The following is a 20,292-nucleotide window of genomic DNA, read 5'->3' as shown; positions in this document are numbered from 1 at the left end:
AGGGTCGTGCATTTTTATGAGAGGGGAAGCGAGTCAAATCAGACAATCTTGAATCGAGAAACGGACTGACGTAATTCTTCAGCCATGTGTGAGAGCTCGCGCACCTGCTGGGCAGTTGTACGAGTACCTTCACCGGTCTGCTCGGTCACCGCAAAAATGTGCTGAATGTTTTCCGCCACGCCGTTGGCCATATTGGCTTCACGCGATGTAGCGTTAGAAATTTGCTCAATCAGCTCAGCCAGTCGGCGAGACACGCTATCAATTTCAGTCAGTGCGGTACCTGCAGAGTCAGACAGTCGCGCACCCTCCACCACACCCTGGGTAGAGCGCTCCATAGCGGCCACCGCATCTTGGGTATCGGTCTGAATCGCCTTCACGAGCGCCGCAATCTGACGCGTCGCATCGGCAGAGCGTTCCGCCAAGCGCTGCACTTCTTCCGCAACCACCGAGAAGCCTCGACCGGCTTCACCCGCGGACGCAGCCTGAATAGCAGCATTTAGCGCCAGCACGTTGGTCTGTTCGGTAATGTCAGAAATCAGTTCGGTAATTTCGCCAATCTCTTGCGACGATTCACCCAGACGTTTGATTCGCTTAGACGTATCCTGAATCTGGTCACGAATCGAGTTCATACCGCCGATGGCGTTTTGCACAGCCTTCAGGCCCGAGTCAGCAGCTTGCAGCGATTGACGCGCCACCAAAGCCGATTCCTGCGCCTGTGTAGAGACGTTGTTAATACGGCCAGCCATATCCAAAATGGACTTACCGGTTTCACGAATCTCGTGCAGCTGCTCGTTCGATGCAGCCAGCAGCTCGGTCGATGTCATATCCACTTGTTCAGTGGTTTGCGCCACACGGGTCACCGTGTTCTGCACCGAACCTACCAGCACGCGCAACTCTTCAACGGTGTAGTTCACCGAGTCAGCAATCGCGCCGGTGATGTCTTCAGTCACCGTGGCTTCTTGAGTCAAATCGCCCTCAGCGACAGACTGCAACTCGTTCATCAAACGCAAAATAGCGGCCTGATTGGCGTCGTTGATGCGCTTGGCCTCCTGCTCCTGCGAGCGGGCATCAGCCTGGTGAACTTCCGCGTCTTTCTGGCGTGCTCGGCTGTCCAGCAGCTGAACGCGAGAAATACCGATACCGCTTAACACCGCGGTCAAAATGGCCAGAGCCAGCACGACCAAATGCAGCATGTTAGAGCCGCCAACACCTTGCAAATCAGCCTGCAGTTTCTCCAGCTGCTGGCGCAGTGGCTCGCTATCATTGTTAATGCCGGTCTGTGCTTCACGCGCCGACACCAAGCCTTGCAAGTTACCCAAAATCGCGCTGGCCTGAGTACGTGTTTCGTCGTACTGCTTAATCAGTGTCTCGAGTTGCTCACGCACTTGCGGGTCACGCGAAGCGGCCAAGCGCATCTCGCTGCTACCGTTGAGCAGACCTTCCGAGATTTCCTTGAAGGAATTCAAATCCTTACCCAGCAAAAACACGGCTTCAGGGCTCACACCCTCGAGAGTCTGGAATTCGTTGGCCGATTTACCAATACGCTGGGTCAACATCACCAGCTGACCAGCAGCGGCAATTTCTGCCGGGCCAGAGCCTTGCTGCAGTTTCAGCGAAGAAATCGTTTCTGCAGTTTCCAGCAAGTCAGCAGACTGGCGGTTAATGGCGCGCAGCGCTTCACCCACCTGTGTCAGTGTCTTTTGCTGTCCCAAAATCAAACTAGCGCTTTTTTCTGCACGCTCCATCAACGTGCTGACGTTGCTGACATCGCCTTGCAAGCTGGCGCTAAGCGCATTCACGCCCAATGCAGAGTCACCCGTCGCCAAAGCGCGCACGCTACGAGCCAGCACATCCGAGCTGTTCTTCACGTCATCAAAAGCGGGCGCTGCACCCGTCATTGCCAGAGAAACCGACTTCGCCAGACGCTGCGACTGCATCAGTGCTTGGCCTGTAGCTGCAAGCTGTTGATTGGAGTTGCTGGCATCGCGCAGCATCCAAGCCGCAGTCACCACCAGTACCAGTACCGAGCCACCGAGCAGAGCAAACAAAGTCCGCTGATGCTTGGTCACCGTTGCGGTGCCAAGAATCGGCAAATTAACCAGCTCGTACTCCCGATCTATGTCTTCTACGCCTGTAATGGAAGGCGCACCTTGCACACTGTTGAGCGCACCGTCATACATATCTTGTACAACGGTATCGGCATGGACAGCATCTGCAACGGGGTTGCGTCGGAACAATTGATTTAGTTTTTGTGCAAAAGACATAGTGCTGAATCCAGAAACCTTAAGCACGAATGCTCAAAAATTTAGCGGTTTGAGACAGGTGCTGCAACTTCAACTCCTGCCAACGGCGGCCACTCGCATCAATATGCACTGCACCGAAGAAGCTCGGGGAGTGCTCTGGCGCGGCCTCAGTTTTAGAAAACGCATCTGCGGCGCGCAGGCCCAGCAAATGATCCACCAGCAAGGCGGCATTAACTTCCAGCGCAGGATTGAAGGCTAGCAAGCTGCAATCCATGAGCTCTTGCTCATTTCGCGAACTGCCATGACCCAGTAACTGAGCCAGGTCCACAACTCCCATCAAGGCGCCGCGCAAATTTGCGATGCCCAGAAACCAAGTCTGTGTGTAAGGAACGGGCTGAACGCCGCTCCAAGGGAAAATTTCACCCGCTTGATTGAGCGGCAGCAAATAGTCCCGGCCGCCGGCTTGAACAGCCAGCCAAGCGGCGACACTAATGCCTTCAGTGCGCGCTGCTTGCAGGCGCCCGGCCAGTCGGGATTGGAGGTCTCTAAGGGCTTCGCGGTTGGCCATAAGCAGCGCGACCTTTACAGAGCTGCGATCTTGGCTTGCAGCTCAGCTGCATCCACCGGCTTGGTGATGTAGCCGCGTGCGCCTTGTCGCATACCCCAAACTCGATCTGTTTCTTGATTTTTGCTGGTGCACATGATGATGGGCACATCGGCATACAAAGGATCACGCGAGATAGCGCGAGTCAGCTGAAAGCCATTTTGGCCAGGCATCACCACATCCATGAGGATCAGGTCTGGCTTTTCTTCGGCCAAGCGCTTCATCGCGTCTTCGCCATTCTCAGCAGTACGCACCAGCAGACCCTGCTTTTGCAAAATATCCGTCAAAGCCATCAGCTCTGTCTTTGAGTCGTCAACGATCAGTACTTTTTGAATTGTCATTCCTCAACCCCCACATCTGCCGCCTGTAAGCCGAACTGTTGAACGGTTTGCAGCAATTGATCTTTAGTAAACGGTTTGGTCAGATAGTCTTGACAACCCACCATGCGGCCTCGAGCCTTATCGAAGACACCGTCTTTGGACGAAAGCATCACCACCGGCGTATTGGTAAAGCGCGCATTGCGCTTGATGATGGCGCAGGTCTGATAGCCATCGAGCTTGGGCATCAGAATGTCGCAAAAAATAATTTGGGGCTGATAGTCGTTGACCTTCGACAAGGCATCAAAGCCATCGTCAGCCAATAAAACTTCATAGCCACCTTGCTTGAGGAAAATTTCAGCGCTGCGGCGGATGGTGTTGCTGTCATCCACCACCAAGACGCGCAAGGGCGCGCTAGATGCTGTCATCTGTGAAATTCCTCTTAAATCGGTCGTTGATGGATCGAGTTCGTTACTCACTCAGATTTCCACCATTTCAAAATCTTCTTTTCTTGCCCCGCATTCTGGACAGGTCCAGTTCATGGGTACATCTTCCCAGCGGGTCTCTGGCGCAATACCATGCTCTGGGCTGCCAAGAGACTCCTCATAGAGCCAGCCACAAGTCAAACACATCCAAGTTTTAGGGTCAGTCACAGCTTATAGGGGGTTCACATAGAATGCAACGATTGTATCTAGTCATAACCTCCGCTCCCGCCCTTGTCGTACTGGGTGCAAACTGAGGTTCGCCATGGCATTCAACCCCATCTCCCCCCCAGCCCCCCGCCGCACCAGCCAGGAAGAAGCGACTGAGTCCGCTCCCGTCTGCGTGCTGTCTTTCAACAGCAGCGATCCCAGTGGAGCCAGCGGCCTGTCTGCAGACATCTCCACGATCTCCTCGGTCGGTGGCCACGCCCTCCCCATCACTTGCGGTACCTACGTCAGAGACACAGCCCGCATTCACGAGCACTTCTCGCTCGACGATGAGGCCGTCACCGAGCAGGCCCGAATCGTGTTGGAAGACATCACTGTCACTGCCATCAAAGTCGGTTTTGCAGGCTCCCCCGCCAACTTGGCAGCGATTGCCGCAATATCCTCTGACTATCCGCACATTCCGATCATTAGCTACATGCCGGACCTGTCTTGGTGGGAGGATGACAAGCAAGATCAGTACCTGGACGCCTTCAAAGAGCTTGTTCTACCCCAAACTTCTGTGTTGGTTGGAAACCACAACACCCTGTGGCGCTGGCTGCTACCAGACTGGGAGCAAAGCCGCTCCCCTACGGCTCGCGACATTGCAATGGCCGCTGAAGTGCTCGAAGTACCCTATGTTTTGGTTACGGGTATACCCTTACCAGACCAATTTGTTGACAACGTTCTGACCACCGCACAGACCGTTTTGGGCAATAGCAAATATGAGTTGTTTGACACCACGTTCACCGGTGCTGGCGATACGCTTTCAGCCGCTATTACAGCCCTGCTGGCAACCGGCAACGACTTAGGCGTTGCAACGCTAGAAGCGCTGGAGTATCTGGATCACAGCCTAGACGCTGGCTTTAGACCCGGCATGGGCCACTACCTGCCCGACCGTCTTTTCTGGGCCCAGCCCACTGAGGACGAAGAGTCAGAGGCTGAGCCTGAAGAAGGCGAAGAAGACGACGAAATCGATGACGAACCAGAGATGAAGCCTATCGAAGGCTTTGTCATCCCCTCTCATGACACAAAACACTGACTTGAATCTCGCCTTGTTTGAACGCGCCAAGGGAGTCATCCCCGGCGGCGTCAACTCGCCCGTGCGCGCCTTCGCGGCCGTAGGCGGCACGCCCCGCTTCGTTAAACGCGCTCAAGGTGCTTACTTTTGGGACCAAAACGATCAGCAGTTCACCGACTATATCGGCAGCTGGGGCCCCATGATTTTGGGCCACGGCCACCCCGAAGTGGTCGAGACCGTGCAGTCTGCCGTGCTCGAAGGCTTTAGCTTTGGCGCCCCTACCGAACGTGAAGTGGTACTGGCTGAAAAAATCCGCGCCCTCATGCCCAGCATGGATATGGTTCGCATGGTCAGCTCCGGCACCGAAGCCGGCATGAGCGCCCTGCGCTTGGCCCGTGGCTACACCGGCCGCAACAAGATCATCAAATTCAACGGCTGCTACCACGGCCATGCAGATTCGCTGCTGGTCAAGGCTGGCTCTGGTTTGGCCACCTTTGGCGCCTCGTCTTCGGCTGGCGTTCCTGCCGATGTGGCCAAAGACACCATCGTGCTGGAGTACAACGATGTGGCCCAACTCGAAGAAGCATTCGCCAAAATCGGCCATGAAGTCGCTTGCGTCATCATGGAGCCCATCGCCGGCAATATGAACTTTGTGCGCGCCAGCGTGGAATTCACCCGCCGCATCAGCGAGCTGACCAAAGAGCATGGCGCACTGCTGATTTATGACGAAGTCATGACCGGCTTTCGCGTCGCTTTAGGCAGCGCTCAGAGCCTGTACGCCAAAGATATTCCTGGTTTTGCCCCTGACATTACCGTGATGGGCAAGGTTATTGGTGGCGGCATGCCCATGGCGGCCTTCGGTGCGCGCCGCGAGATCATGGAAAAGCTCTCGCCGCTAGGCCCTGTCTATCAGGCCGGCACGCTGTCGGGAAATCCTATTGCCACGGCTTGCGGCTTGAAGACGCTGGAGCTGATCAGTCGCCCCGGCTTCCACGCCGATCTGCACCTGAAGACCGGCCACCTGATGCAAGGTCTCAAGTCCGAAGCGAATGCTGCGGGCATCCCCTTTAGCATTGACTGGCAAGGCGGGCTGTTTGGCTTTTATTTCCTGCCTGAGCTGCCTACAGACTATGCACAAGTCATGAAGACGGACGGCAAGGTCTTCAATAAGTTCTTCCACGGCATGCTGGAGCGCGGCCATTACTTTGCACCAGCGCTGTATGAAGCCGGCTTTGTCAGCGCGGCGCACACAGACGACGATATTGACTGCACAATTGAAGCTGCGCGCGAAGTGTTCAAGACGCTGTAAACCTGCAAGCGCCATCGTCCAAGGCCTTGAGTGCGAATGCCTCAAGGCCTTTGGTTTTGACTATGCGGCGTTCAAGTGCGCAAAAGTCTGCCCTTCAGCGCCTGTACATCGGCCGGTGACAACGCCAGCCCTTGCGTCACATAGCCGTTTACATCGCCATACTTCGCCTTCATGGCCTGAAGGCCTGCCTCCATGAAAACAGGGCTCACGCCCAGTGTGGGTACCAATGCATCTGCCAGCTTCTGGCCGTACAGCTTGACCAACGCGGCGTGTTGTTTTTCCATGCTGGCCTGTAGATAGGTATTGGACAGTGCGTAATCCTGAATCACTACCGACTCTGGAACCCCAAGCACCAGCAGCAGTACCGCCGCCGCCCAGCCTGTCCGGTCCTTGCCGGCAGAGCAATGAAAGACCTGCGCACCAGCATTGCTGGCCAAGCTCTGCAGCAGCAGACTGAACTGTTTTCGGATGGGTTCGGAGTTCACGTTGTCCTAAATCCCCCGGATCATCAGCGACTCCGCTTCTTGCGACGAGGCCACCCTGAAGTCCTCGATATCGATATTTTTCAGGCCCAGAATATTGTTTTGCACATATTGAGCGCCATGCGGCAACAGGTCAGGCTTGCGCGCAATTTCACCCGGCGTGCGCAAGTCATGGACCCAGGAAACTCCCAGCGCCGCCAAGGCCGCCTGATCTTGCGGCAAGGGCCGCATTTCATTGGATCGATAAATCACGCCCCGCTGCAGCCATAGGCCCTCAACGGTCTGGTACGCCTTGGCATCGCTGGCTCCTGCCAGATCCCGAAAATTGCTGACCGAGGCGAGTTGCGGTGTATCGCTGACCGCCATGCGCTGGGGGTAGGCTTTATCCGCAGCTTCGGCGCCCCATGCCGCCAGCACAGAAGACGACAACAGCCCCAGCACGCTGGCAGGTATGCATTGCAGCAATGTGCGCCGCCCTGAAGACACCTGCGACGTTCTCGTGAATTTCTGCATGCGCTACTCCCTGTGATGCCGGTGGATGGAGCCCGCCCAAAGGCGAGCATCAATCTTGAAATGTGGAGAAATTATTCAGCATCAACAACAGGTGAGCTACGTAGACTACATGGACTAGCCATGCGCTCAGCCGTTCAGTGCAGCAGATATAAAACCGAATGAAAGGCGCAGCGCGAAAGGTAGAGCCTAACGAGGAAGGCGGAATTTTTCCCGAGCCTGCTCCACCGTCACGCGGGTCACGCAATCTGGAGCATGGTCATTGACCATACCCATGGCCTGCATCAGCGCATACATGGTGGTGGGGCCGACAAACTTCCAGCCACGCTTTTTGAGTTCTTTCGACATGGCTTGTGACTCAGCGGTCTGGGCCTGAATATCCGTGCCCGCAGAAGGCTTGGCCGGTGCAAAGCGCCAGAAGAAGGCAGCCAGAGAGCCTTCTTGCTCAACCATCTCAATTGCGCGCTGAGCGTTGTTGATCGCTGCTTCGATCTTGCCCCGGTGGCGCACGATGCCGGCGTCCTGCAGCAAGCGCTGCACATCGGCCTCGCCAAACTGGGCGACTTGGTGAAAGTCAAAACCCGCAAATGCAGCGCGAAAATTCTCGCGCTTTTTCAGTATCGTGTACCAGCTCAGGCCGGACTGAAAGCCTTCCAGACAAAGCTTTTCAAATAGGCGTTGATCGCTATCGACCGGGAAGCCCCACTCATGGTCGTGATAGTGCACATAGTCCGGCGTGGCTAGGCACCAAGTACAGCGGTGCTGGCCATCTTCGGCTGGCACAGGGGGTAATCGGGGGGCGACTTTGTCTTCGATTTTTGTGCTCATGCATAGCACTCTAACCAATGAAAAAGCCCTGCGGCAGATGCACTGCAGGGCTTTTAATTTGATAGCGGCTAGTCCTTGATTTCAATCATTTTCAAGGATAAAACTGATTGAACTCCATCCAAGTCAAAGACTCATAGCTCACTTTTTATTCGCTTGTGCCAAGCGTGAATGGCGCATTCCATAAGCCATATAGACCGCTACGCCCAGTGCCATCCAAGCGATAAAGCGCACCCAAGTCAGCGTTGTGAGGTTCAGCATTAAGTACAGACACAGCAGCGCCGAGAGCACAGGCAGCACAGGAACCCATGGCACGCGGTAGCCGCCTGCTGATTGGGGGCGCTTTTTGCGCAGCACCAACACTCCAATGCTGACCAGCACAAAGGCCGACAAAGTGCCGATGTTGATCATCTCTTCGAGCAACTCCACCTTGGTAAAGCCCGCCAGCAAAGCCACGACCACACCCACCGCCAGTTGCAAGCGCACAGGTGTCTTGCGCGTGGCCGAAGTCACGCCCCAGCTGCGCGGCAGCAGACCGTCGCGGCACAGAGCCAACAGCACGCGAGAGCTACCCATGAGCAGCACCATGACCACCGTCGTCATCCCAATGAGCACGCCTACCGATATAACTTGCGCAGCCCAGCCCGCACCGACAGCGACGAAGGCCGTGGCCAGCGATGGGTTCTCGGCCTTCGCCAACTCGGTGTACGGAACCATGCCTGTCAGCGCTAGCGTGACCAAGATGTAAAGCACCGTCACCAGCGCCAGCCCACCCAAAATGCCGCGTGGCAGTGTGCGCTGCGGGTCTTTCACTTCTTCTGCCGATGTGGCCACCACATCAAAGCCCAAGAACGCAAAGAACACCAGCGATGCGCCGCTGACCACGCCCAGCCAGCCGTACTGGCTAGGCGCTGCGCCAAACATCCAAGCCAGCATGGGCTGGCCCCACATATCAGCCGTCACGCCATGCGCCACCACAGGCGGCTGCGCGGCGGGGATGAAAGGCGTGAAGTTGTCGGTGTTCATATAAGTGAAGCCGACCACAATTACAAACACGGTGATCGCCAGTTTGATGATCGTGAACACATTGTTCACCTTGGCCGACACCTGCGTGCCCGCAATCAACAAGGCGGTAAACGCCGTCACCACAAAGAACGGTCCCCAGTTCAGAGAAATGCTGCCCAGCTCAATGGTTTGCGAAATATCCAACCCTGCCGTGGAAAACACAGCCGACAGATAAATGCCCCAGTACTTGGCCAGCACCGCTGCGGCCGAGATCATCTCTAGCAGCAAGTTCCAGCCAATGATCCATGCCAGCCCCTCGCCTAGCGTGAGATAGGTATAGGTGTAGGCGCTGCCGGTTACGGGCACGGCAGAGGCGAATTCGGCATAGCACATGATGGCCAGTGCGCAAGTCGCGGCTGCCAGCAAAAAGGAAAAGATCACCGCCGGTCCCGCGAAGCTGCCCGCTGCGCGCGCCCCTACCGAGAAGATGCCTGCGCCCACGGCCACGGCCAGACCCAGAATCATCAGATCAAAAACACCCAGCGTGCGCTGGAGCTGGCGGCCCGGCTCGTCCGAATCGGCCAGCGCCTGTTCAATGGTTTTGGTTTTTAGCCACTGCATGCATATCCCTTGGGCTCTGTACTGCGCTTATGGCGCGGCACTTGTGGCCCAGTTTGTTTGGTCAAAAACGCATACTAGGGATTTCACCAATTACCTGCAGATTCCCTGCAGCATCTCCGCCAGTCTTGCATGTTTTATGCGCAATCGTCTGCAGATCAATCTCAAAAAGGATTAGCTAGCCTCTTGCCTCACGAAGACTGCAAGACATTAATAAATGGCGCTTATCTAATGCAAGTAAGCAAGCACTTAAGCAGGATGATTCAGCGGCTGTGGTGATGGTCGAATCACGCCATAAAGCACGGCCACCAACAGCAGCGCCGTAACCACATCCAGAATATGATGCTGATGCACCAGCATGGTGGATGCGCAAATCGCCACGCTCCACAGCGCAATCACCGCACACAGCCCAATGCGACCTTTATGCCATTGCGTCTGGCAGATCGCCAATCCAGTCAGCGCGCTATAGACGATGTGTAGCGAGGGAAGCAAATTGTGCGGTTTGTCCACCAGAAACATCAGCGAGAAAATGCGGCGATATGGCTCTTCCTCGGGGATCACGCGTTCAAACGCCAGATTGGCCGGAAACAGCACAAAAACCACGCCGCAAATCAGCGTGCCTAGGATTTGGCGTTTACCCAATGCGGACAACTCGGGCTGATCTACCAGCCAGTACGGCAGTGTCAAAAACAGGAAGAAAGAGAAATAGACAAAAATGAATTCCGGCACCAGCGGAATCATTGCGTCCCACGGGGTAATGAAGTCAAAGCGACTGGCTCGCAAACTGGCCAGCCAATTGGCGGTGGGATACACCGCATACGATGCAATCAGCACCCAGATGGCCCAGAACACAAAACCTCGCTGTTTGCTGGCGGGGTGGGAGTGGACAGGGAATGGTGGTTTGCGGGGTGCGTTCACGGGCTCGGTCATGCCAGCAATTATCAAACGCAAGCCCCAAACTGGCCGTAGGCCTGAATGCAAAAAAGGCTGGGCGCGCAGTGCTACCAGCCTTTTTCTTGGAATTCTTTGAGCCAAGGACCTGAAATCGGGCCCTTATTTGCTGGCAGGCTCTGCCGCCATGACCCAGCGGGCCATCTGCTGTGCATCCGCCTCGCTGATCTGAGGGTGGCGCGGCATGATCACATTGCCCCATACACCCACGCTACCGCTGCGAATCTTGCCCGCCAGATATTGAAAAGCATCCGTATCGCGCCGCAGATTGTACTTCAGCGAAATATCCACAAACGAAGGACCCACATAGGTGCGATCCCAGCCATGGCAACGCATGCAATCCGAGCCTTCCACCAGCTTACGCGCAGCAGCCAACTCGGGTTTGATGGAGACGATATGGTCCGCAGCCTGCTCCGCCGAGCTGACCCGCATGATGCGCCAGCCAATATTGGCCACGCCCAAAGCACTAGCCAGCATCACCAGTCCAATCAGCCAAGCAATCCAGCGCGGTTTGGGCGGGTAGTTTTCTTCGTCGTCGATGGGATTAGTCATTGCATCACTCTTCAATGTAAATCGGCCCGCAAAGGCGGGCCGATACAACTCAGCCTTTAGCGGTGAAGACAGGTCAGCGAATCAACAGATTCGCGGTTCAGACGAGGCGTCACAGTCGAAGGCAGTAGCAGCGCTACGACGAGACTGTGCAACGAAGTATGAAGAACTGTATTCGCCGCAGCCAAGATTAATGGCGGAAGTGGCGCACGCCGGTGAATACCATGGCCACACCACGCTCGTTCGCCGCATCAATCACTTCCTGATCGCGCATGGAGCCGCCGGGTTGGGCCACGCAAGTTGCGCCTGCATCAACCACCACATCCAGACCATCGCGGAAGGGGAAGAACGCATCCGACGCGACAACAGTGTTCTGCAGCGACAGCTTGGCCGCTTCTGCCTTGATGGAGGCAATGCGTGCCGAGTCCAGACGCGACATTTGGCCAGCACCCACGCCCATTGTCATGCCGTTTTTGCAGAAAACGATAGCGTTGGACTTGACGAACTTGGCCACGTTCCAGGCAAACAGCAGGTCGTTCAACTCTTCAGGCGTAGGCTGCTTGACGGTCACGACCTTCAAATCAGCCAGTGTCAGCTCGTGGTTGTCCGAGGTTTGCAGCAGCAGGCCAGAACCAATGCGCTTGGATTCGACCGCGTTGCGGCCGTTGTCCCAGTCGGTTGCGCCGCCAGCGGGCAGAGCAATCGTCATCAGGCGCACGTTGACCTTGGACTTGAAGATTTCCAGCGCTTCGGCGCTGAACGCAGGAGCCATCAGCACTTCAACGAACTGCTTGGACACCGCTTCAGCAGCGGCCTTATCCACAGGGCGGTTGAAGGCAATGATGCCGCCGAACGCGCTGGTGGGGTCGGTCTGGAAGGCCTTGGCATACGACTCGTGCGCATCTTTGCCAATCGCCACGCCGCAAGGGTTGGCGTGCTTGACGATCACGCAAGCGGGCACGTCAAAGCTCTTGACGCATTCCCAAGCAGCATCAGCGTCAGCGATGTTGTTGTAGCTCAGTTCCTTGCCTTGCAGCTGCACGCCCGTGGCCAGCGAGCCGGGTGCGGGGTACAGGTCGCGGTACCAAGCGGCTTGCTGGTGGCTGTTTTCACCGTAGCGCAGGTCTTGAATCTTAACGAACTGGCTGTTGCTCTGACCGGGGAACAGGTCACGCGTTGGCACGTATTCTTCGCTCAGCTTTTCGTCTTCAAACTTCACCGAAGACAGGTAGTCGCTGATGGCGCCGTCGTACTGGCTGATGCGGTTGAACGCAGCCACAGACATTTCAAAGCGCAGCTTGTTGCTCAGCTTGCCGGCGGTCTTGAGCTCGGCCAGAACGGCGTCGTACTGGTCAGCGGCGGTAATCACGCCCACGTCGGCCCAGTTCTTGGCAGCAGAGCGCACCATGGCCGGGCCACCGATGTCGATGTTCTCGATAGCGTCAGCCAGCGTGCAACCAGCCTTGGCCACGGTAGCTTCAAAGGGGTAGAGGTTGACGACCAGCAGGTCGATAGTCTCGATGCCATGTTCCTTGAGCGCTGCCATGTGGGCAGGTGTGTCGCGGCGCGCCAGCAGGCCACCGTGCACCATGGGATGCAGGGTCTTGACGCGGCCATCGAGCATCTCGGGGAACTGGGTGACTTCAGCGACTTCGGTCACGGGCAGACCCTTGTCGGCCAGCAGCTTGGCAGTGCCACCGGTAGACAGCAGTTGCACACCGAGGGCGTGCAGGGCCTGCGCAAATTCGACGATACCGGTCTTGTCAGAGACGGAGATCAGAGCTTTCATGGGCGTCATTCAAAGTTTGGATAAAAACAAGCTGCAAGCCACCATCTATCAATGACTTGCAGCTATGGATTTGGTAGCTTTATCGATTCAGAGCAGCTGGTGATCAACCAGCTTTTTGCGCAGGGTGTTGCGGTTCAAGCCCAACCATTCAGCAGCACGTGATTGGTTGCTATCGGCTTGAGCCATCACCACTTCGAGCAGTGGCTTTTCCACAAGGCGAATCACCATGTCATAAACATTGGCCGGTGTTTCGCCTTCGAGATCACGAAAGTAGCCCTCAAGGCTAGCGCGCACGACTTGTTCTAAATTCTGATTGCTCATGCAGTCATTTCTGTCGGTTCTTCCAGCTCGCTGCTGTCCTCAGCAGCGGCGGTGGCAGCCGGTATCCGATCCATCTGCTGGCCCAAGGCCTCCAGATAATCGGCAACGGCCTGCCATTGCACCGCACAGTCCTCAATAGTGTTGATATGTTTTCTGAACGCTTCCCCACCCGGCAGAGCACGCAGATACCACGCAATATGCTTGCGGGCGCTGCGCACGCCGGTCCCCTCGCCATACAGGCTGTAGTGATCTTGCAGATGCTCAAGCAGCAGGCTGCGCAACTCACTGACCAAAGGCGGCGCTAGATGCTCGCCTGTGGCCAAAAAATGACCTATCTCGCGAAAAATCCATGGCCGCCCCTGCGCTGCGCGGCCAACCATAATGGCGTCCGCACCGGTATAGGCCAGCACATCGCGGGCTTTTTCGGGGCTGGTGATATCGCCATTGGCCACCACGAGCACATTCACTGCCTGCTTGACGGCAGCAATCGTGTCGTACTCGGCAAAGCCTTTGTAGCCTTGCTCGCGCGTGCGGCCATGAACGGTGAGCATTTGAATGCCCACATCTTCAAACTGACGCGCCAGGGCGATGGCATTTTTGTGCTCATCACACCAGCCGGTGCGCATCTTCAGCGTGACAGGCACGTTAAAGGGGCGAGCCGCTTCGACCACCGCTTGGGCAATTTCCACAGCCAAGGGCTCGTTTTGCATCAAGGCGGAACCAGCCCATTTGTTGCAGACCTTCTTGGCCGGGCAACCCATGTTGATATCAATGATCTGCGCGCCGCGTTCGATGTTGTAGATGGCGGCTTCGGCCATCATTTGCGCCTCAGTACCAGCGATCTGAACCGAAATCGGCCCGGGCTCGCCTTCGTGATTGGCGCGGCGGCTGGTTTTCAGGCTGTTCCAAAGATCTTTGCGGCTAGTCACCATCTCGCTGACGGCATAACCTGCGCCCAAGGCCTTGCACAATTGACGAAACGGTCTGTCCGTCACTCCCGCCATGGGAGCAACAAACAGACGATTTGCCAATGGAATATGACCAATGTGCAGGGCGGGCATGGAAAGGGGGGCGTTGCTTTGCGGCGGATTGCCAAACTCTGGCAGCCACGGCGCAAACTAGGTGCAGGAAAAGAGGGGTGAATTATACCTGCCCAAAATTTCAGCAAAACCAAGCTCTGTGCATCACCCTCTAGAGGGGTGAGCTATCAAAATTTAGTTCACAGCCCTCAGTTTTTGCGCACCGGCACCTCAAAGTACTGATCGGGATAAGGCTCACTGACCAAGGTGTAGTGCCACCATTCCTCGGGCAGATTCTTCCAGCCATGGCGCTGCATCAAGCTGCGCAGCCAGCGGCGGTTGTGCTGCACATCTGGGGATTGCTGGGCATTATCGGTATGCGACTGCTCGTCAAACATATCGAAGGGCGTGCCCATATCCACCTCAATACCATCAGCCAGTGGGCCATGCGCCAGCTTGCTAGCGCGCTGAGAGTTCACCACCACCAGCGTCAAATCCACCGTACTAGCGCGACTGTGACCCGATTTTTCGGCAATATAGCCGCGTTTGAACAACTCGCTCTTGGCCACGCGCGGGTAGTACATGTCTTTGTTGACCTGATCGCCCATATCGCGGCCCCAGCGCACAAAGTCATCTACAGCGGCCTGCGGACGGTAGCAATCGAAGACCTTGAGAGCGAGCCCCTGACTCGCCAACTCTTTTTGCACTGCCGCCAAAGACTCGGCTGCGGGGCGGCTCAACCAGCACACTCCCGCCTCATAACCTGCAATGGGGCGACCCATGAAGTTGTGCTTGGTGACATAGCGCATGTCTTGTTTGATCCCCGGCGCCAGCGTTGCCAACGGCACCAGATCTGCAGCTACTTTGCTGGCTATCGGTTTTGAATTCAATAATGCTCCAGCGCCCATGTTCTGCGCACAACCAGCTATCAAAATCAAAGCAACTGTCAGGCCTGCTGACTTGCTCAGCAATGCCATTTTTCTCGTGATTAACTGGGAACTAGAAGCCATTTTTACTCCCGTTTACTTGACTTTATGGGGTAGCAGCAGTGACGTGCCTGAATATGTATCTGGACCAGAAACCATACCTCAGCTAAGTACGCCTCTGCTCATCGTTCAGAAAAACTCAGGGAATTGAGCAGCCCGCCTAAACTAGCAGCCCTATGCAAGCGTGGATTCATCAATTACTACAGTGGCTCGCCCTGCCTGAGCTAGGCCTGAGCACGGTTTTTATCGTCGCCCTGATTTCAGCTACTTTGCTGCCGCTGGGGTCCGAGCCCGTGGTTGCCGCGCTTGTCTCAGCCAACCCTTCGCTTTTTTGGCCTGCCATTTTGGTGGCCACCGCAGGCAACACCATTGGCGGCGCAATTAGCTGGTGGATGGGGCTTGCAGCCCACCAAGCCTGGAACAAGGCCCGCAAGCTACGCCACAACAGCGACTCGGCTGCGCCCCCCAAAAACACCACATTCAACCAATCACGCTGGCACCGCGTAGCCCGCTATTGGCTGCGCAAATACGGCGCCAAAGCCTGCTTGCTCAGTTGGCTACCCATTGTGGGCGACCCGCTGTGCGCCGTCGCTGGCTGGTTGCGCCTGCCGTTTTGGCCCTGCGTGTTCTATATGGCGATTGGCAAATTCATGCGCTATTTGCTGATGACTGCCGGACTGCATCAACTGTTTTTGCGCTTCTTTTAGAGCGGCTTACACAACCGAGGTTTATGGCAAAAAAGCCGGCGTCAGCAAACGCAGACCCAGTGAGAACCAACTCTGGCTTGCCTGCGCGCTGCCGCCCGCCCCACCAATACGGTTGCCATAAGTAGCATCAATTTGCACGCGATCAGGCACCAGCCAGTAACGCAGGCCAACTTGCACCAGTGGCTTGCCTGAGCCCTGACTGTAGGTTTCCGCAATCAACCAAGTGCGCTCATGCAACTGGGTTTCGCTGCCCAGCCCCCAAGTCAGGCGATTGTTACGCGAGCCTTGCTCTCGCAGCCAGCCCACGTTGCTGTGCAGCACCACTTTGTTGCTGGCCAATGACAGGCTGACCGGCACATAGGCATACATATCGTGACCGCCGCCCGCATCGCGGCGTGGGTCGCGGGCCATGCCCATGGCCAGCCCCCAGCCCCAGCCATTGCTTTCAAGCGGCTTGAACAGTGTTTTGCCCTGCAGCATCTGGGCGCTGCCGCGGGTGCTGCCATCTTCACGTGTCAAAGACCCACCCGTCGTCAACTCCAAATTCCCCGTGAAGTTGCAAGCCGGTTGCGCCCAGAACTCGGTATGACCCTTGGGGTGTTTCACCCAGCTTTCCAGCTGGCAAGACTTGGCGTCAACAATGCGCGCGTCGTCCGTATTCATAGGACGCGCAGCATAGACAGTGGTGGCAAAAAGCGCGATGCAAAGCGTCGAGACGGCAAGCAGCGGTTTCTTGAATGGCATGGACACGCCCCCTGTTATATGTTTTTTGGAACGGATTGTGAGAGCCACGCCTTAGCACTGATCGACAAAGCTTGTGCAATGCAGCCAAGGCGAAGCTCGCAACTCTTGGCCGCAATTTAGCGCATCCATGTGACAGGGCATCCTGAATTTGAATGTTTTGGCTGCCTAGCCATGTAACAACAAGCACAGCGCGCTATGGTTTCAATAGCGAAATCTACCAAGTTCCACCGCAAAACAAGAAAGCAACCTAAGAGCAAGCCCGCTTTATGCGTCCAAACCGATATCCAGAACCTTGGCGCTGTGTGTCAGCCAGCCCACTGCGATCTGATCAACGCCAGTGGCGGCCACCGCAGGCGCAGTCTCTGGCGTGATGCGGCCCGAGGCTTCCGTCACCGCCCTGCCCTTGCACATGGCCACGGCGGTGCGCAGGTCATCCAGACTCATATTGTCCAGCAGCACCACATCCACGCCCAGTTGCAGCGCCACATCCAGCTGCGCCAGCGTATCCACTTCGAGCTCAATCTTGACCATATGCCCCACACCAGCTCGCGCGCGGCCCACAGCGGTGGCTACGTCGCCGGCTAGCGCAATGTGGTTGTCCTTGATGAGCACAGCATCATCCAGCCCAAAACGATGGTTGTTGCCGCCGCCCACGCGCACCGCGTACTTTTGCAAGGAGCGAAGGCCGGGCATGGTCTTGCGGGTGCAAGTCACACGCGTGCCAAAGGGCTTGATGGCTTGCGCAATCGAGTGCGTGGCGCTGGCCACACCACTGAGGTGGCACAGGTAGTTCAGTGCCGTGCGCTCAGCCGAAAGAATGGCGCGGCTTTTGCCGCGAATGCGGGCAATCTCCATGCCCGGCACCAGCACGGTGCCATCGGCGCAGCTGACATCAAACTCCATGCGTGCATCCATCAGCGTAAAAGCCAAACGCGCTAAATCCAGCCCAGCCAGTACGCCATCTTGGCGGGCCATCAGGCGCAGCTCATCTGTGGCATCTGCAGGGACGATGGTGTCTGTCGTCAAATCTCCGGCACGGCCCAAGTCTTCCAGCAAGGCCATGCGCACCAGCGGCTCGAGCATCACATCTGGCAAGGGCGAAACAGGGAGTGCGGCAATTTTCTTAATGCTCATTTTGAGTATTTTTAGTCAAAAGAAAAGTGCGAATGTCTCCAGAGACTCGCACCCGGGGCACTTATGCTAATCCTGAGCATTATTAGAGTCAAGCCAAACTCAGGCAGCTGATCAGCGCATGAATAATGAGTGGATTAACGGCTGCGAGCTAGGTGCAGTCTCTCGTTGCAACGTATCAGCTGCGCGCCAGCGGCAGCTTGTTGGCGGTAATCGCGCGCTCCAGAATCACATTGCGTCTAAAGCGAAAGAGCTTGGCGGGTCGGCCCGCCCCCGCAGCGCTCATCTGACCTGTTTCTTCGACCAGTGACTGCTGCTCAACCAAGCGGCGAAAATTTTGCTTATGCAGGCTACGCCCGGCCAAAGCCTCAACCGTCTGCTGCAACTGCAGCAGTGAGAACTCCTCAGGCATTAGCTCAAACACCACCGGGCGATATTTGATTTTGGAGCGCAAGCGTGCCATGCCTGTGGCCAGAATGCGCCGGTGGTCATTGCTCATAGCCTCGCCCGGCAACACCTTGGCTGCGGCGGCACTAGCTTCTTCACCTATAGCTTCAGGCACCAAACTCGCTTCAAACAGCAGCTCATAGCGCTGCAGCACCAGCTCTTCATTCCACTCATTTTCATACAAGCCAAAAAGCACGCAAGCCCTTTGCCAACGTGCACTTCTAGCTACGCTATCTGCAGCACTCTCACTCCATTCATTCAAGGCAGGAACGATCTGATCGGCAATCAAAGCAGGCATGCCATCGCGCCAGTCTTCCCACGGAAAGTAGCGGTACCAATCCTGCCAGCCGGGCTGGGTAGCCCCTGTCTCGTCCTGCTCCTGTGTCAGCGCTAAATAACTGATGGAGATGACATGCACACCCAGTTGCTGCGCACGCTCGCGGTCGGCAAAAGTGTAGAGCTGCTCCACAAAGCCTAGGCGAGTTTGCTTTTCTACCCATGCCCGCAGGCTCGCTTGAAGGGAGCGGTGATTGCTGGTAAACGGCCCAGCGGGCAGCATCCGCCCCAGCTCTGTGGTCAGGATGCGGGGCTGTCCATCCGTGACAGCAACCAGCACTGCCACGAGGTCGGCCTGCACGGAATGCAGTTCGGAATTGTTCAAACCACTCAAAGCATTGAAGGGCAAGGCCCCATCTGAGTAAAAGCAAATTCTACGGTGCGCAGACACCGAGTCGGCGCCTCAAACCATCAGAGCCAGCAAATCAAGCCCGCAATCATGTCGCGGCAAGCCGCTGTCCTGCCTGTCTTGACGATGCAGCACCTCGTGGCAAGGACACTATGAGATGCTAAAAAGACGTGGGCAAGCTAGTTCTCTCAGTTATCAACGCTTTACAGGATCGCTCTATGGCCTCAGATACCTCTCACACCCTCAATCTCGCTTTGCAAGGGGGAGGCTCGCACGGCGCATTGACGTGGGGGGTGCTAGATGCATTGCTGGAAGACGACAACCTGATCTTTGAAGGCATTAGCGGCACCAGCGCTGGGGCAATGAACGCCGTGGTGTTAGCCCACGGCTTCGCGCAAGCAGCTGCTCAAGAAAAAAAGGTGGACGATGCCCGCAACTTGGGCCGGCAACTGGCCCGTGAGGCCTTGAAGCAGCTGTGGGAAGGCGTGGGCTCCATGGGTAGCGTGGGCAAGATGTTCTGGGCTGCACCGCTGCCCGGTAGCAAGCAGTTCATGGGGGTGCTCAACCAATTTTTGTCGCCCTATCAGACCAACCCGCTCAATATCAACCCCCTGCGCCAACTGCTCACAGGAGTAGTGGATTTTGAAACGCTTGCTAACCCCGAGCACCCCACGGCCGTGCCCAAGCTTTTTATCTGTGCGACGAATGTACGCACCGGTAAGGGAAAGATTTTTACGGACAAAGAAGTGACTGCAGATGCCGTCATGGCATCAGCCTGCTTGCCGCAGATGTTTAAAGCCGTGGAAATTGATGACGAAAGCTATTGGGATGGTGGCTTTTCAGGCAATCCTGCCTTGTACCCACTGCTCTACCAAACGAAAAGCCGCGACATTTTGCTGGTGCAGATCAACCCCAAAGAGTCTGATGTCTCACCAGATACAGCCTCGGAGATCATGGATCGCATGAACGAGATTACTTTCAACGCCTGCTTGCTGGCGGAGCTGCGAGCGATTGAGTTTGTGGTGCGCCTGCTGGAGCAAAAGCGCTTGGACCCTGAGCGCTACAAACATGTGCTCATGCACCGCATTGATGGCGGTGCGGTGCTCAAACCCTTTGGGGCATCGAGCAAGTCGCGTGCTGATACAGCGATGCTGCGCCAGTTGTTTGATTTGGGCCGCGAGCGCGGTCAGCAGTGGCTGCATGACAACCGCGAGCATTTAGGCGTGAAGCAGACGCTGCGATTCAACGAGAATATGTAGCTCCTTTGCTGCCCCCTTGTAGTCCCATTAAGGCGCTGCGCGCCTTACCTTGGGTAAGACTGGCAAGGAGACGACACCTCGCCG

The 20,292-nt window shown here is 56.4% G+C and carries 20 protein-coding genes and 1 pseudogene; 4 read left to right on the top strand and 17 right to left on the bottom strand.

Translation table 11 applies throughout. The features are described from left to right. Positions 1 to 38 precede the first annotated feature (38 nt). The 5 genes from KUF54_RS15865 to KUF54_RS15845 are packed head-to-tail and all read right to left on the bottom strand — an operon-like array spanning position 39 to position 3,796. Positions 39 to 2,264 (bottom strand): methyl-accepting chemotaxis protein, encoded by a 2,226-nt coding sequence (locus KUF54_RS15865; RefSeq protein WP_219343721.1) that lies wholly within the window; start codon positions 2,262 to 2,264, stop codon positions 39 to 41. A gap of 19 nt (positions 2,265 to 2,283) precedes the next feature. Beyond that, complete coding sequence (locus KUF54_RS15860; protein WP_219343720.1) at positions 2,284 to 2,811, bottom strand: chemotaxis protein CheW; 528 nt, start codon at positions 2,809 to 2,811, stop codon at positions 2,284 to 2,286. Between the two features lie 14 nt (positions 2,812 to 2,825). Beyond that, the gene (locus KUF54_RS15855) at positions 2,826 to 3,188 is read right to left on the bottom strand and encodes a PleD family two-component system response regulator (protein ID WP_219343719.1); all 363 of its coding nucleotides are present in this window, start codon (positions 3,186 to 3,188) and stop codon (positions 2,826 to 2,828) included. Beyond that, complete coding sequence (locus KUF54_RS15850) at positions 3,185 to 3,592, bottom strand: PleD family two-component system response regulator (RefSeq protein ID WP_219343718.1); 408 nt, start codon at positions 3,590 to 3,592, stop codon at positions 3,185 to 3,187. Before KUF54_RS15850 ends, KUF54_RS15855 begins: the two co-directional genes overlap by 4 nt. A gap of 51 nt (positions 3,593 to 3,643) precedes the next feature. Further along, entirely contained in the window at positions 3,644 to 3,796 is a 153-nt protein-coding gene (locus KUF54_RS15845; protein WP_255576459.1) for a rubredoxin, read from the bottom strand. 115 nt (positions 3,797 to 3,911) lie between these two features. On the opposite strand from KUF54_RS15845, the gene KUF54_RS15840 reads away from it, so the two are divergent. Both KUF54_RS15840 and hemL read left to right on the top strand, forming a co-directional pair. Further along, complete coding sequence (locus KUF54_RS15840; protein ID WP_219343716.1) at positions 3,912 to 4,892, top strand: bifunctional hydroxymethylpyrimidine kinase/phosphomethylpyrimidine kinase; 981 nt, start codon at positions 3,912 to 3,914, stop codon at positions 4,890 to 4,892. Continuing rightward, a complete protein-coding gene (hemL, locus tag KUF54_RS15835) occupies positions 4,876 to 6,180 on the top strand; it encodes a glutamate-1-semialdehyde 2,1-aminomutase (protein ID WP_219343715.1) in 1,305 nt (434 codons plus the stop codon). Before KUF54_RS15840 ends, hemL begins: the two co-directional genes overlap by 17 nt. Positions 6,181 to 6,251: 71 nt before the next feature. Here hemL and KUF54_RS17480 read toward each other — a convergent pair. The 9 genes and pseudogenes from KUF54_RS17480 to KUF54_RS15785 form a co-directional block, all read right to left on the bottom strand. Next, positions 6,252 to 7,028: pseudogene (locus tag KUF54_RS17480) on the bottom strand (tyrosine-protein phosphatase). A 333-nt stretch (positions 7,029 to 7,361) separates the two neighbouring features. Further along, positions 7,362 to 8,000 (bottom strand): DNA-3-methyladenine glycosylase I, encoded by a 639-nt coding sequence (locus tag KUF54_RS15820; RefSeq protein WP_219343712.1) that lies wholly within the window; start codon positions 7,998 to 8,000, stop codon positions 7,362 to 7,364. A gap of 138 nt (positions 8,001 to 8,138) precedes the next feature. Then, entirely contained in the window at positions 8,139 to 9,623 is a 1,485-nt protein-coding gene (locus KUF54_RS15815) for an APC family permease (RefSeq protein ID WP_219343711.1), read from the bottom strand. Between the two features lie 246 nt (positions 9,624 to 9,869). Next, positions 9,870 to 10,550: a hypothetical protein gene (locus KUF54_RS15810; protein ID WP_255576163.1), complete on the bottom strand. Its 681-nt coding sequence runs from the start codon at positions 10,548 to 10,550 to the stop codon at positions 9,870 to 9,872. A gap of 123 nt (positions 10,551 to 10,673) precedes the next feature. Next, a complete protein-coding gene (locus tag KUF54_RS15805; protein ID WP_219343710.1) occupies positions 10,674 to 11,123 on the bottom strand; it encodes a c-type cytochrome in 450 nt (149 codons plus the stop codon). Positions 11,124 to 11,310: 187 nt separating this feature from the next. Continuing rightward, entirely contained in the window at positions 11,311 to 12,909 is a 1,599-nt protein-coding gene (purH, locus tag KUF54_RS15800; RefSeq protein WP_219343709.1) for a bifunctional phosphoribosylaminoimidazolecarboxamide formyltransferase/IMP cyclohydrolase, read from the bottom strand. Positions 12,910 to 12,996: 87 nt separating this feature from the next. Beyond that, positions 12,997 to 13,230: a Fis family transcriptional regulator gene (locus KUF54_RS15795; RefSeq protein ID WP_219343708.1), complete on the bottom strand. Its 234-nt coding sequence runs from the start codon at positions 13,228 to 13,230 to the stop codon at positions 12,997 to 12,999. Then, positions 13,227 to 14,291, bottom strand: a complete 1,065-nt coding sequence (gene dusB, locus KUF54_RS15790) for a tRNA dihydrouridine synthase DusB (protein WP_219343707.1) — start codon at positions 14,289 to 14,291, stop codon at positions 13,227 to 13,229. The genes KUF54_RS15795 and dusB overlap by 4 nt, the downstream gene beginning before the upstream one ends. A gap of 167 nt (positions 14,292 to 14,458) precedes the next feature. Further along, on the bottom strand, positions 14,459 to 15,259 hold the full coding sequence (locus KUF54_RS15785; protein WP_255576162.1) for a M15 family metallopeptidase: 801 nt from the start codon (positions 15,257 to 15,259) through the stop codon (positions 14,459 to 14,461). Positions 15,260 to 15,411: 152 nt separating this feature from the next. Here KUF54_RS15785 and KUF54_RS15780 point away from each other — a divergent pair, with 152 nt between their 5' ends. Continuing rightward, positions 15,412 to 15,942, top strand: coding sequence for a YqaA family protein (locus tag KUF54_RS15780; RefSeq protein ID WP_219343706.1), 531 nt, complete (start codon positions 15,412 to 15,414; stop codon positions 15,940 to 15,942). Positions 15,943 to 15,963: 21 nt separating this feature from the next. On the opposite strand, the gene KUF54_RS15775 is transcribed toward KUF54_RS15780, so the two are convergent. The 3 genes from KUF54_RS15775 to KUF54_RS15765 all read right to left on the bottom strand — a co-directional run bounded on the left by KUF54_RS15775 (position 15,964) and on the right by KUF54_RS15765 (position 18,925). Further along, the gene (locus KUF54_RS15775) at positions 15,964 to 16,605 is read right to left on the bottom strand and encodes a hypothetical protein (protein ID WP_255576161.1); all 642 of its coding nucleotides are present in this window, start codon (positions 16,603 to 16,605) and stop codon (positions 15,964 to 15,966) included. Positions 16,606 to 16,950: 345 nt separating this feature from the next. Continuing rightward, complete coding sequence (nadC, locus tag KUF54_RS15770; protein ID WP_219343704.1) at positions 16,951 to 17,820, bottom strand: carboxylating nicotinate-nucleotide diphosphorylase; 870 nt, start codon at positions 17,818 to 17,820, stop codon at positions 16,951 to 16,953. Positions 17,821 to 17,995: 175 nt separating this feature from the next. After that, positions 17,996 to 18,925 (bottom strand): hypothetical protein, encoded by a 930-nt coding sequence (locus KUF54_RS15765; RefSeq protein ID WP_219343703.1) that lies wholly within the window; start codon positions 18,923 to 18,925, stop codon positions 17,996 to 17,998. 242 nt (positions 18,926 to 19,167) lie between these two features. On the opposite strand from KUF54_RS15765, the gene KUF54_RS15760 reads away from it, so the two are divergent. Further along, positions 19,168 to 20,208 (top strand): patatin-like phospholipase family protein, encoded by a 1,041-nt coding sequence (locus tag KUF54_RS15760; protein ID WP_219343702.1) that lies wholly within the window; start codon positions 19,168 to 19,170, stop codon positions 20,206 to 20,208. Positions 20,209 to 20,292 lie beyond the last annotated feature (84 nt).

The sequence above is a fragment of the Comamonas sp. Y33R10-2 genome (genome assembly GCF_019355935.1).
In the GTDB taxonomy this organism is placed as follows: Bacteria; Pseudomonadota; Gammaproteobacteria; order Burkholderiales; family Burkholderiaceae_C; genus Comamonas.
This window is presented reverse-complemented; position numbering and strand designations above follow the sequence as displayed.